Origin of the sequence: Escherichia sp. MR, from assembly GCF_005280595.1 — a bacterium.
GTDB lineage: Bacteria > Pseudomonadota > Gammaproteobacteria > Enterobacterales > Enterobacteriaceae > Escherichia > Escherichia ruysiae.
In genome coordinates this window covers 22,018-34,306 of record NZ_SZVK01000011.1, presented here as the reverse complement: position 1 = coordinate 34,306, position 12,289 = coordinate 22,018, and the positions used below count along the sequence as shown (strand labels likewise).

Genomic DNA, 12,289 nt, shown 5'->3' with positions numbered 1-12,289 from the left:
CTGTTGCAGGGCGTTGCAAAATTTCGGGAAGGCGTCTCGAAGAATTTAGCGAAGGATAAAAAAAACCGACGCACACTGGCGTCGGCTCTGGCAGGATGTTGCGTAATTTAGATAGCAACCGGCGCTTTAATGCCCGGATGCGGATCGTAGCCTTCAATCTCAAAGTCTTCGAAACGGTAGTCGAAGATGGATTCAGGTTTACGTTTGATAATCAGCTTCGGCAGCGGACGCGGTTCACGACTTAATTGCAAATGGGTTTGATCCATATGATTGCTGTACAGGTGCGTATCGCCACCGGTCCAGACAAAATCACCCACTTCCAGATCGCACTGCTGCGCCATCATATGCACCAGTAACGCGTAGCTGGCAATGTTAAACGGCAGGCCGAGGAAAACGTCACAGGAACGCTGATAAAGCTGGCAAGAGAGTTTGCCGTCTGCCACATAGAACTGGAAGAACGCATGGCACGGCGCCAGCGCCATTTTATCCAGTTCGCCTACGTTCCACGCCGAAACAATAATACGGCGGGAATCCGGATCGTTTTTCAGCTGGTTCAGTACCGTAGTGATCTGGTCAATATGACGACCATCTGGCGTTGGCCAGGCGCGCCACTGTTTACCATAAACCGGACCGAGATCGCCGTTTTCATCGGCCCACTCGTCCCAAATGGTGACATTGTTTTCGTGCAGGTAAGCAATGTTAGTGTCGCCCTGCAGGAACCACAGCAGTTCATGGATAATGGAACGCAGGTGGCAACGTTTGGTTGTCACTAACGGGAATCCATCCTGCAGGTTAAAACGCATCTGATGACCAAAAATGGAAAGCGTTCCGGTTCCGGTACGGTCGTTTTTCTGTGTGCCTTCGTCGAGCACTTTTTGCATCAGTTCTAAATACTGTTTCATGGTTCCTCAGGAAACGTGTTGCTGTGGGCTGCGACGATATGCCCAGACCATCATGAAAACACCCGCGACAATCATCGGGATGGAAAGAATTTGCCCCATGCTGATGTACTGCACCCATGCACCGGTGAACTGCGCATCGGGCTGGCGGAAAAACTCAACAATGATGCGAAACGCGCCATAGCCAATCAGGAACAAGCCTGAGACAGCCCCCATCGGGCGCGGTTTACGGATATACAGGTTGAGGATAATAAACAGCACCACACCTTCCAGCAGCATCTCGTAAAGTTGCGACGGGTGGCGCGGTAGTACGCCGTAGGTGTCGAAAATGGATTGCCACTGTGGGTTGTTTTGCAGCAACAGAATGTCTTCGGTACGGGAGCCAGGGAACAGCATGGCAAACGGGAAGTTCGGGTCAACGCGCCCCCATAATTCACCGTTAATAAAGTTGCCCAGACGCCCGGCTCCAAGGCCAAATGGAATGAGCGGTGCGATAAAATCAGAGACCTGGAAGAAGGAACGTTTGGTGCGGCGGGCGAAGATAATCATCACCACAATGACGCCAATCAGACCGCCGTGGAAGGACATGCCGCCGTCCCAGACACGGAACAGATACAGCGGATCGGCCATAAACTGCGGGAAGTTGTAGAACAGAACATAACCAATACGTCCGCCAAGGAAGACGCCGAGGAAGCCCGCATAGAGTAAGTTTTCAACTTCATTTTTGGTCCAGCCGCTGCCTGGACGGCTAGCCCGACGCCCAGCCAGCCACATTGCAAAAATGAAACCCACCAGATACATCAGGCCGTACCAGTGAAGCGCCACGGGTCCTATTGAGAAAATGACCGGATCAAATTCCGGAAAATGCAGATAGCTACTGGTCATCTGTCACCACAAGTTCTTGTTATTTCGCTGAAAGAGAACAGCGATTGAAATGCGCGCCGCAGGTTTCAGGCGCTCCAAAGGTGCGAATAATAGCACAAGGGAACCTGGCTGGTTGCCGGATACCGTTAAAAGATATGTATATGATCCGCGCTATAACCCCCCGCGAATCAGCCCGCCCATACCGCGACGCTCCATAAATGCCGCTACCTGATGACGAACTTCGGTCGCCAGTTGCGCTTCCAGACTGCGCTGCGCAAGATTTTCTGCTTCGGCAAAATCAATGCGCCGCAGCAGGTATTTTACGCGCGCGACAGAACGTCCGTTCATAGACAGATGGCGATACCCCAGCCCAATGAGGATTGCCACGCACATGGGATCGCCCGCCATTTCACCGCATAAACGCAGATCGATTCCCTGCGTTTCCGCCTCACGGGCGATCATCGCCAGAGCACGTAACATTCCAGGATGAAGACTGTCATAAATGTTCGCTACTCTGGTGTTGTTGCGATCAACGGCCAGGATGTATTGAGTCAGGTCGTTGGTGCCAACAGAGATAAAATCGATCCGGTTTGCCAGATGCGGCAGCATAAATACCATTGAAGGTACTTCCAGCATGATACCGATGCGTGGTTTGGGAATTGCGTAACCGATCATCTCCTCGACTTCACGTCCGGCACGTTCAATCAGGCGGCGTGCTTCGTCAACTTCATCCAGGCTTGTGACCATTGGCAACAGAATGTGCAGGTTGCCCGTTGCAGCATTGGCGCGCAACATCGCCCGCACCTGGATCAAAAAGATCTCCGGCTGATCGAGCGTAATGCGAATCCCACGCCACCCCAGGCATGGATTCTCTTCGCTGATCGGCATGTAGGGCAATTGTTTGTCAGCACCGACATCCAGCGTACGCAGGGTGACAGGTTTATCATTGAACATTTGCAGCATCCCCTGATACTGCGCCACCTGTTCTTCTTCCGACGGGAAACCACTTTGCAGCATGAAAGGGATTTCGGTGCGATAAAGACCGATACCATCAATGCGACTGCCCAGTTTTTCTTCATGTTCCGGGCTTAATCCCGCATTGAGCATAACTTTTATGCGCTCGCCGCTTTTTAACTGCGCAGGTAAATTGACGTCATCTTCTGCCAGACGGCTAAGCTCAATCTCTTCGCTAATCAGCCGCTGATATTCTTGCAGCAGTACCGGCTCCGGGTCGACCAGCAATTCACCGCGATAACCATCAACGATCAGTGTGCGACGATGCAGCACCGAAGGCTGAATGTCCGCGCCCATCACGGTAGGGATCCCCAGCGCACGTACCATAATCGCAGCATGGGAGTTGGCTGCGCCATCGCGCACGACAACGCCGACTAAGCGATCCTGAGGCAGCTCTGCAAGGGTTGTCGCTGACAGTTCATCTGCCACCAGAATGAAACGTTCCGGCCAGGCGTTCGCCCCCTGGTTGGCATCATCAAGGTGAAACAACAATCGCTGGCCCAGCGCACGTAAATCACCGGCTCGCTCTTTGAGATAGCTATCACTTAGCGCAGCAAACTGTTCGGCGAATTTTTCAATGACCGTTTTCACCGCCCACTCTGCAACTGAGCCTTTATCCACCTCGTCAAATAATTCGCGACGCAGACGCGTGTCAGAAAGCAGGTGTGAGTAAAGATCGAAAATAGCCGCTGTTTCTTTTTGTGCACCGGCAGCAAAGCGTTTGCTGTAGCGACGAAACTCGTTAGCCGCTTCTTCCAGCGCCCCGGTCAGTCGCTCGCGTTCCAGAGCCGGATCCAGCGTTGATGCCTGATATACCTGTTCCATTAAAGGTAACGTGGCATCCTGCCAGCCTTCAGCAATCGCCACGCCGGGCGCTGCCGGTAATGCGCGGATTCGCGTCTGGCGATATTGCCCAAACAAGGCAGTCAACTGCGACTGAGAAAGAATAGCTGCCATCTGGGTGGCAAGCGTCACCAGGAAAGATTCTTCACTTTCGTTGTACTGCCGCAACTCTCGTTGCTGTACCACCAGTACACCAAGTAACTGGCGACGTTGAATAATTGGCACGCCTAAAAACGCGCGGAAACGTTCTTCTTTTACGGAGGGGATATATTTGAAGCTGGGGTGTTTTTGCGCATCCGCAAGGTTTATCGGTTCCGCCAGCCTGCCAACCAGGCCGACGATCCCTTCATCAAACGCGAGCGTTACGGTGCGACCACGTGGCTTTTTTAATCCTCGGGTCGCCATCAGGTAGTAACAACGTCGGTCGTGATCGGCCAGGTAGACCGAACAGACCTCGGTATCCATCGCAAGACAGATGTCGGTAACCAGAATATTTAACGCCTCATTCAGGTGTGGTGCGCTGGCTACCTTTTCGACTATTTCGCGCAGGCGAGTGAGCATAATGGGCGTGACTTAACCTCTTTTACGTCGATAAGCAGATACGTTTTGTGGTTTAGGCGTATTTTCTTGCAGCGCCATCACAACACTTGCGAACTCTTTCATTACCCTACGGTAGACATCACGTTTAAATGACACCACCTGTCTGACCGGATACCAGTAACTTACCCATCGCCAGCCGTCAAACTCTGGTGTACTGCTGGTTTGCATATTGATTTCCGCATCGCCGCTCACCAGCTGCAAGAGAAACCATTTTTGTTTTTGGCCGATACAAACCGGCTTCGTGTCCCAACGCACCAAACGTTTCGGTAATTTGTAGCGCAACCAGTTACGCGTTGAAGCAAGGATTCGAACGTCTTTACGGCTTAATCCTACTTCTTCAAACAATTCACGGTACATCGCCTGTTCTGCGGATTCTCCGGGATTAATTCCGCCTTGCGGAAATTGCCAGGAGTGCTGACCAAATCGCCGGGCCCACATCACTTGCCCCTGACGATTACAAATCACGATACCTACGTTTGGGCGGTAGCCATCGTCATCAATCACCGGACTACCTCAAAATAAAGCTTTATATACGAATGATTGTTTCATACTCCAGGAAGACGGTAAACCACTCTCTGCAGGGCATTACACACTAATAACAATTGAATAACTCACAGTTAAGTGCAGAGTTATAAACAGAGGACGGGGTGGATAGCCGTTTTTATTCACCTTTTCTGTGGATAGAGTTGTGAAGAACTACGGAATTACCACGGGAAAACCCAGAGCATTCTGAATCAGTCGCTAAAATACAATTTAAAATATTCGTTATTAATCAATATATTAAACACATAAATATTGATAAAACAGAGAAATTCGTGACCCATGTCACACCACTCATTTTCGCATTGGTGAAAGATCAACCAACGTCGTATTTATCCACAGAATGTGCCACTAAGTTAAGCACCGCACCACTAAAAATTAGAGTTTCGTCGCACGTCAAGGCTGTAAATGGAAACAGTAGTGAGGGTTTTTCACAGTTATCCCAGCTTTCTGTGGATAACATGGTGTAAGATCCTGTTTATTTTCAGTGACCAGAATTGGAAAACCCACCAGGACGTTGCGCAACACCGTCATCTGTGGATTAAAAAACAAGATAAATCATAGAATTGAATAACGCTTGTGGAAAAAGTTACACTCTGAATATTCGGTACAAAATAGCTGCTTATTTTTTAACCAAGGTGTAATACCATGTCTCAACCTCGCCCATTGTCCTCTCCTCCCGAAACTGAAGCGCAGTTATTAGCACAAGCACAGCAACTTTCTGGCTATACCCTGGGTGAACTGGCAGCACTTGCCGGGTTGGTTGCGCCGGAGAATTTAAAACGCGATAAAGGTTGGATCGGTGTGTTACTGGAGATCTGGCTTGGCGCCAGCGCAGGGAGCAAACCTGAACAAGATTTTGCCGCATTAGGCGTGGAACTCAAAACTATCCCTGTGGATAGTCTTGGTCGTCCGCTGGAAACGACATTCGTTTGTGTTGCACCATTAACCGGCAATAGCGGTGTGACCTGGGAAACCAGTCACGTCCGCCACAAACTTAAACGGGTGTTATGGATACCGGTTGAAGGCGAGCGCAGCATCCCGCTGGCGCAGCGTCGCGTAGGAGCACCGTTGTTGTGGAGTCCGAACGAAGAGGAAGACCGACAGCTACGCGAAGACTGGGAAGAATTGATGGATATGATTGTCCTCGGTCAGGTTGAGCGAATCACCGCTCGTCACGGGGAATATTTGCAAATACGACCGAAAGCGGCGAATGCGAAAGCTCTCACCGAAGCCATTGGCGCCCGGGGCGAACGAATTCTGACATTGCCGCGCGGATTTTATCTGAAGAAGAAGTTCACCAGCGCACTGCTGGCCCGTCATTTTTTGATCCAGTAGCCATCGCTTTGACCTGCTGCATTCCGGGCATATAATTACCGCTTCATTTTTTTGGCAGGGCTTTTTAGATGTTATTTGCATGGATAACCGATCCTAACGCCTGGCTTGCGCTCGGTACGCTGACGCTGCTGGAGATCGTTCTTGGGATCGATAATATTATTTTCCTTTCTCTGGTGGTCGCAAAGTTGCCCACCGCACAGCGTGGTCACGCGCGGCGTCTGGGACTGGCTGGAGCCATGGTTATGCGTCTGGCGCTGCTGGCGTCGATTGCCTGGGTTACGCGCCTGACGAATCCGCTTTTTACAATTTTCAGTCAGGAAATTTCCGCTCGTGATTTGATTCTGCTGCTGGGTGGTCTGTTCCTTATCTGGAAAGCCAGTAAGGAGATCCACGAATCTATCGAAGGTGAAGAAGAAGGGCTGAAAACACGCGTTTCATCATTCCTCGGTGCTATCGTACAGATTATGCTGCTGGATATTATTTTCAGCCTCGATTCAGTGATTACCGCCGTGGGTCTGTCGGATCATCTGTTTATTATGATGGCGGCCGTCGTCATTGCAGTAGGTGTGATGATGTTCGCCGCGCGTTCGATTGGTGATTTTGTTGAACGCCACCCTTCGGTAAAAATGCTGGCGCTCTCTTTCCTGATTCTGGTGGGCTTTACCCTGATACTGGAAAGTTTCGATATCCACGTACCGAAAGGTTACATCTACTTCGCAATGTTCTTCTCCATTGCAGTAGAAAGCCTCAACCTGATTCGCAATAAAAAGAATCCGCTCTGATATTCCGTTCGCTCTCCAGTGGGAGAGCGAACGTCTTCCCTTTATTCTCACAGTTTAAGACTTTCCTGCTTTCAAGATGTATAACGTCAGATTATAAACAGACTATTATCATTGATGGGCTTAATGAGGATAACCGGATGAAAAAATGGGCAGTATTAATTTCCGCAGTCGGACTGGCATTTGCTGTTTCCGGTTGTAGTAGTGATTATGTGATGGCCACTAAAGATGGTCGAATGATCCTGACTGATGGAAAACCGGAAATTGACGATGATACCGGGCTTGTGAGTTATCACGATCAACAAGGTAACGCGATGCAAATTAACCGCGATGATGTCTCGCAAATTATTGAACGTTAAAAAATAAGGTCAGCATCCGGCTGACCTTAAGATTTTTCGCTTTCCCTTTTCCCTTCCCTCTGCCATTTTTATATTCCTTATGTCGTGATTATAAAAAGGAAACGGCTATGCAATATCACCGTATACCCCACAGCTCGCTGGAAGTCAGCACGCTGGGGCTTGGCACGATGACGTTTGGTGAACAGAACAGCGAAGCCGACGCCCACGCACAACTCGACTATGCCGTCGCTCAGGGCATTAATCTTATTGACGTTGCCGAGATGTACCCTGTACCGCCGCGCCCCGAAACGCAGGGATTGACTGAAACCTATGTCGGTAACTGGCTGGCAAAACATGGCAACCGCGAAAAGTTAATTATCGCCTCCAAAGTGAGCGGACCGTCGCGCAATAATGACAAGGGAATTCGCCCGGATCAGGCGCTGGACAGGAAGAATATCCGCGAAGCTCTGCATGACAGCCTCAAGCGCCTACAGACTGATTACCTCGATCTTTATCAGGTACACTGGCCGCAGCGCCCGACCAACTGCTTCGGCAAACTCGGTTATAGTTGGACGGATTCCGCGCCTGCGGTTTCGCTGCTGGATACGCTGGATGCACTGGCAGAATACCAACGCGCAGGGAAAATTCGTTATATCGGCGTGTCGAATGAAACCGCATTTGGCGTAATGCGTTATCTACATCTGGCGGACAAACACGATCTGCCGCGCATCGTCACTATTCAGAACCCCTATAGTCTGTTAAACCGCAGCTTTGAAGTGGGTCTGGCGGAAGTCAGCCAGTATGAAGGCGTCGAGTTGCTGGCCTATTCGTGCCTGGGTTTCGGCACGCTGACCGGTAAATATCTCAATGGTGCAAAACCGGCTGGTGCGCGTAATACGCTCTTTAGTCGGTTCACCCGTTATAGTGGTGAGCAAACGCAAAAAGCCGTCGCGGCGTATGTTGATATTGCCAGACGTCATGGCCTGGATCCTGCTCAGATGGCGCTCGCTTTTGTACGCCGCCAACCGTTTGTTGCCAGCACGCTGCTGGGCGCAACGACGATGGAACAGTTGAAAACCAACATCGAAAGTTTGCATCTGGAGTTAAGCGAAGACGTATTGGCTGAAATTGAAGCGGTGCATCAGGTTTATACTTATCCGGCACCTTAAGGATTAACGCCGGTTAAAACCGGCGTTAAATATTAATGACGGCGTTGCCAGACCCACAGCGCCGTTATTGCCAGCGCAAACAGCGTACCGAAGCCAATGCCAATGGGCACGACCGGGATGCCTACCATGACCGCCAGTGAATAAATCCCCAACATCAGCAACATGGCACTGTTTTCGCCCAGGTTCTGTACTGCAATCGCATTCCCCGCCCCGACGCTTTTTTTACCCCGCTCCTGTAACAACGCATTGAGCGGAACGACAAAAAAGCCGCCAAGTACGCCAATCAACATCAGCAAGGCATAGGCAGGAAGTAGATCGTGTTGCAGGGAGAAAATCAGCACTACCACGCCAATTAAAATCCCGGCAGGCATACAGCGTGAAACGGTTTCCAGCGTGACCAGCTTCGCTGCCGCACCTGCGCCAACCACGATGCCAATCGCCACCATGGCGTTGAGATAGGTCGGCGTAGCGTTATCGGTAATGCCCAGCGCCACCGGCACCCATAGCACCAGCAGGAAACGCAGCGTGACGCCCGCTCCCCAGAACAAACTGGTGCCTACCAGCGAAAAACGCGTTTCACCATTGCGCCATAGCGAGGTGCAGGCATTCAGGAAACTGCGGGTCATGTTGATGAGATTCCACGACTGCCCCGGACGCGCCGCCGCCAGTTTTGGAATATAGATATTGGCGACGACCGCCCCGCCGTAGGCCAGCGCACATGCCGCCAGGGCAACCAGAATATGCCAGTCTGCCAGTACACCACCGGCTACGGAACCGAGCAAAATCGCCGCAATGGTGGATGCTTCCATTAAACCGTTAGCTTTCACTAACTTACTACCCGTGGTTAATTCACCAAGAATCCCGTATTTCGCCGGTGAATACGCTGCCGCACCAATTCCCACCAGCGTATAGCCGAGAAAGGGATTGATGCCAAAGCAGATACTGGCAGCGCCCAACAGCTTAAGGCCGTTAGCAAACATCATTACCCGGCCTTTGGCAAAGCTATCCGCCACCTGCCCGACAAACGGCGCAAAAAGAATGTAAGCACCTACAAACACCATTTGCAGGACAGGCTGACTCCACTCCGGATAGAACTGCGCTTTCAGTAACGCCAGAGTAGCAAACAGCAGCGCGTTATCACCAAACGCAGAAAGAAACTGCGCGACGATAACTGCTTTCATCCCCTTCGACCACAGCGAAGTGTTAGTGTGCACTGACTCACTCATCATGTTGTTCCGCTTCGTCTACCCAGCTTTTCAACGTGACAAAGTCAGGTTTACCGCTGCCCAGTAATGGCATCTGTTTCAGATAGCGAATGTCGCGCGGTACGGCAAGTTCCGGCACGCCGTGCTCGCGGGCATACTGTTGCAGTTTATCGCGCGCCAGTTCACTGTCCGTGGTGAAAAGCACCAGCGCCTCACCTTTGCTGGCATCGCTCTTAATCGCAGTGGCATGCATCTTGTCTGGAGAAACGCCAATGGCCAGTTGTTCCACCATTTCCAGCGACACCATTTCGCCTGCAATTTTGGCAAAGCGTTTCGCGCGCCCCTGAATCTGCACAAAGCCCTGTTCGTCGAAACGCACGATATCACCCGTGTCATACCAGCCGCGCTCCATCTCGCCGCGAACATTCTCGGCGGTGGGCACTTCCAGCACGCCCGGTTTCTCCACGCGCAGGTAGCCGTTCATAATGTTCGGCCCTTTTAGTTGCAGGCGACCACCGTCTTCGATACCCGGAACCGCCAGCAGTCGAGCATCCATACCAGGCAAAATACGCCCTACCGTACCTGGTTTCGCCGCCATCGGTACGTTGATGGACACCACCGGCGCACATTCCGTCACACCGTAACCTTCAAGAATGCGCAGGCCAAATTTATCCTGCCAAAGCTGTTTGGTGCTTTCTTGCAATTTCTCCGCACCTGCCACCACATAGCGTAGACGATAGAAGTCATACGGGTTGGCAAAGCGCGCGTAGTGACCGAGGAAGGTCGAGGTGCCAAAAAGCACGGTACAACTGCGGTCGTACACCAGTTCCGGCACAATGCGGTAGTGCAGCGGACTTGGATAAAGGAACACTTCCGCCCCCGTCAGCAGTGGCGTAAACAGGCCAACAGTCAGACCAAAAGAGTGGAACAGTGGCAATGCCGACATAAAGCGGTCATTGGTGGTGAAGTCGGCAATAGTTTTAATCTGCTCGACGTTCGCCAGAATACTTTTATGGCTATGGACCACGCCTTTCGGATGGCCTTCAGAACCGGAGGTAAAGAGGATCAGCGCCTCTTCTTCTGGCTGCTGTTTTACCTGTGCCAGGCGCGGCACCAGCAAATGCGCGAAGATCCACACTTTGTCGGCAGTGGTGACGTCCGCTTTTAAATCTTCCAGATAAACCCAACGCACCTGAGTAAGCTGTTCCGGCAGATGCCAGAGTTTGCCTTTATCGAGAAACTGACGGGAAGTGAAGATGGTTTTTATTTCAGCCGCCGTAATGGCGCTGGTCAGCCCTTTTACCCCGGCGGTGTAGTTCATCATGGCCGGAATACGACGACGAGCGATAGCCCCGAAAATCACTGCCGCACTGATGCCCGCATTGGGCAGCATTAAGCCGATGCGCTCTCCTTCAACACTGTATTTTTCGAGGATGCGACCAACAAACAGCGTTTTGGTAAGTAATTTGCGATAGGTATCAGGGGTAAAATTGACATCTTCGACACACTTTTTACCCGCACCGAAGCGGTACATTGCACTCAAAAAGGATTCGTACAGCGTTTCACGCGGGCGCACAGCCATACGCGCTTCCATCATAATTTGATGCAGCATTTCGCCAGCGATTTTGCGACGGTCACGGGCACGCGGCGCATCCGGCATCTGCACTTGCGTTGGTGGCAAAATATGCAGATGAATTTGCGGGAACAAGCGACGTTTAACCAGACCTTTCAGGCGGCTGAAGTGCGTAAGTTCCGCCCCTTCAATACGCACTGGAATGACTGTCGCACCTGACTTCGCAGCGACAAAACCCGCGCCATCGTAGATTTTCATCAGCGAGCCGGTTGTCGTAATTCGTCCTTCAGGGAAAATAACCACCGGTCGCCCCTGTTCAACCAGACGTACCAAATGTTTAATTGCCATGGGTTGCGTCGGGTCGAGAGGAACGAAGTCGATAAATGATTTCAGCCAACGCATATACCACTGCTGGCTGATAGAGGTGTAAACGGCAAAAACAGGGCGAACGGGTAAAAACAGCGCCAGCAATATGCCATCAATAAATGAGACGTGATTGGGCGTGATAAGAACACGCTCGCCCTTCAGTGCCTTGGTGTCGCCTGTCACGCGAACACGGTACAGGACACGGCACAAATTACGAAAAAAGCTAAAAAGCATTCCAACTCCCTTTGCTCAATCTTCAGTAAAAGCGAATGGTGCGAGATTACACCAGAAGGAGAACACGAGCGACAGTAAAATGGGGGCGAAAAAAAACCTGCGCATCCGCGCAGGCTGGTGCAAGAGACAGGGTACGAAGAGCGTACCGAATAATCTCACCAATCAATACCTCTGGGATCTTGATTGTGGTCTGTACACAGACTGTTCGCCAGCGAGAAAACGCAAAGGAGTGAAGGGAAATGCAACCAGGTGTGTAAATTATCGGTTACTGTTACAGATTGATGACAGACAAAAAAAACCTGCGCATCTGCGCAGGTTGGTGTAATTCATGTGATCAACCCGAAGTTGACTTCACCTATCAATACCTCTGGGATCACCACTTTATCAATCTGAAGCCAAACGCCACCAGCGGTCAATCGCAACAGCGTTTCGCAAAGTGTAACCAAAGGTTTGCAATCTCTTTTTTTGTCTTACTTATTTGCGTTTCGCTCACAATCCCCGCGCTGAAAGTACCACGCCCCTTGAAC

The 12,289-nt window shown here is 51.2% G+C and carries 11 protein-coding genes; 4 read left to right on the top strand and 7 right to left on the bottom strand.

Translation table 11 applies throughout. The features are described from left to right. Positions 1 to 107 precede the first annotated feature (107 nt). The 5 genes from thyA to FC814_RS23080 form a co-directional block, all read right to left on the bottom strand. Positions 108 to 902 carry a thymidylate synthase gene (thyA, locus tag FC814_RS07090; RefSeq protein ID WP_000816232.1) on the bottom strand — a complete coding sequence of 265 codons (795 nt, stop codon included), beginning with the start codon at positions 900 to 902 and terminating at the stop codon, positions 108 to 110. A 6-nt stretch (positions 903 to 908) separates the two neighbouring features. Continuing rightward, the gene (gene lgt / locus FC814_RS07085) at positions 909 to 1,784 is read right to left on the bottom strand and encodes a prolipoprotein diacylglyceryl transferase (protein ID WP_000204651.1); all 876 of its coding nucleotides are present in this window, start codon (positions 1,782 to 1,784) and stop codon (positions 909 to 911) included. Positions 1,785 to 1,934: 150 nt separating this feature from the next. Beyond that, positions 1,935 to 4,181, bottom strand: a complete 2,247-nt coding sequence (gene ptsP / locus FC814_RS07080) for a phosphoenolpyruvate--protein phosphotransferase (RefSeq protein ID WP_137325717.1) — start codon at positions 4,179 to 4,181, stop codon at positions 1,935 to 1,937. A gap of 12 nt (positions 4,182 to 4,193) precedes the next feature. Then, entirely contained in the window at positions 4,194 to 4,724 is a 531-nt protein-coding gene (gene rppH, locus FC814_RS07075; protein WP_000564488.1) for an RNA pyrophosphohydrolase, read from the bottom strand. 352 nt (positions 4,725 to 5,076) lie between these two features. After that, a complete protein-coding gene (locus tag FC814_RS23080; RefSeq protein WP_274541214.1) occupies positions 5,077 to 5,223 on the bottom strand; it encodes a hypothetical protein in 147 nt (48 codons plus the stop codon). Between the two features lie 185 nt (positions 5,224 to 5,408). Between FC814_RS23080 and mutH the strand changes: the two genes are divergently transcribed. The 4 genes from mutH to FC814_RS07050 all read left to right on the top strand — a co-directional run bounded on the left by mutH (position 5,409) and on the right by FC814_RS07050 (position 8,384). Then, complete coding sequence (mutH, locus tag FC814_RS07065) at positions 5,409 to 6,098, top strand: DNA mismatch repair endonuclease MutH (RefSeq protein ID WP_000082203.1); 690 nt, start codon at positions 5,409 to 5,411, stop codon at positions 6,096 to 6,098. A 68-nt stretch (positions 6,099 to 6,166) separates the two neighbouring features. Next, positions 6,167 to 6,880: a TerC family protein gene (locus FC814_RS07060; protein WP_000895631.1), complete on the top strand. Its 714-nt coding sequence runs from the start codon at positions 6,167 to 6,169 to the stop codon at positions 6,878 to 6,880. A 137-nt stretch (positions 6,881 to 7,017) separates the two neighbouring features. Next, positions 7,018 to 7,236 carry a lipoprotein YgdR gene (ygdR, locus tag FC814_RS07055; protein WP_000758660.1) on the top strand — a complete coding sequence of 73 codons (219 nt, stop codon included), beginning with the start codon at positions 7,018 to 7,020 and terminating at the stop codon, positions 7,234 to 7,236. 107 nt (positions 7,237 to 7,343) lie between these two features. Further along, positions 7,344 to 8,384 (top strand): NADP(H)-dependent aldo-keto reductase, encoded by a 1,041-nt coding sequence (locus FC814_RS07050; protein WP_001199281.1) that lies wholly within the window; start codon positions 7,344 to 7,346, stop codon positions 8,382 to 8,384. A 32-nt stretch (positions 8,385 to 8,416) separates the two neighbouring features. On the opposite strand, the gene lplT is transcribed toward FC814_RS07050, so the two are convergent. Then, positions 8,417 to 9,610 (bottom strand): lysophospholipid transporter LplT, encoded by a 1,194-nt coding sequence (gene lplT, locus FC814_RS07045; protein WP_137325743.1) that lies wholly within the window; start codon positions 9,608 to 9,610, stop codon positions 8,417 to 8,419. Further along, a complete protein-coding gene (gene aas, locus FC814_RS07040; protein WP_000899017.1) occupies positions 9,603 to 11,762 on the bottom strand; it encodes a bifunctional acyl-ACP--phospholipid O-acyltransferase/long-chain-fatty-acid--ACP ligase in 2,160 nt (719 codons plus the stop codon). Before aas ends, lplT begins: the two co-directional genes overlap by 8 nt. Between the last annotated feature and the right edge of the window lie 527 nt (positions 11,763 to 12,289).

Bases quoted from the DNA above. Each gene is read 5' to 3' on its own strand.
- FC814_RS07050 (WP_001199281.1), top strand. From the start codon at position 7,344: ATGCAATATCACCGTATACCCCACAGCTCGCTGGAAGTCAGCACGCTG.
- FC814_RS07060 (WP_000895631.1), top strand. From the start codon at position 6,167: ATGTTATTTGCATGGATAACCGATCCTAACGCCTGGCTTGCGCTCGGT.
- ygdR (WP_000758660.1), top strand. From the start codon at position 7,018: ATGAAAAAATGGGCAGTATTAATTTCCGCAGTCGGACTGGCATTTGCT.
- lgt (WP_000204651.1), bottom strand. From the start codon at position 1,784: ATGACCAGTAGCTATCTGCATTTTCCGGAATTTGATCCGGTCATTTTC.
- lplT (WP_137325743.1), bottom strand. From the start codon at position 9,610: ATGAGTGAGTCAGTGCACACTAACACTTCGCTGTGGTCGAAGGGGATG.
- FC814_RS23080 (WP_274541214.1), bottom strand. From the start codon at position 5,223: ATGTTATCCACAGAAAGCTGGGATAACTGTGAAAAACCCTCACTACTG.
- mutH (WP_000082203.1), top strand. From the start codon at position 5,409: ATGTCTCAACCTCGCCCATTGTCCTCTCCTCCCGAAACTGAAGCGCAG.
- aas (WP_000899017.1), bottom strand. From the start codon at position 11,762: ATGCTTTTTAGCTTTTTTCGTAATTTGTGCCGTGTCCTGTACCGTGTT.
- ptsP (WP_137325717.1), bottom strand. From the start codon at position 4,181: ATGCTCACTCGCCTGCGCGAAATAGTCGAAAAGGTAGCCAGCGCACCA.
- thyA (WP_000816232.1), bottom strand. From the start codon at position 902: ATGAAACAGTATTTAGAACTGATGCAAAAAGTGCTCGACGAAGGCACA.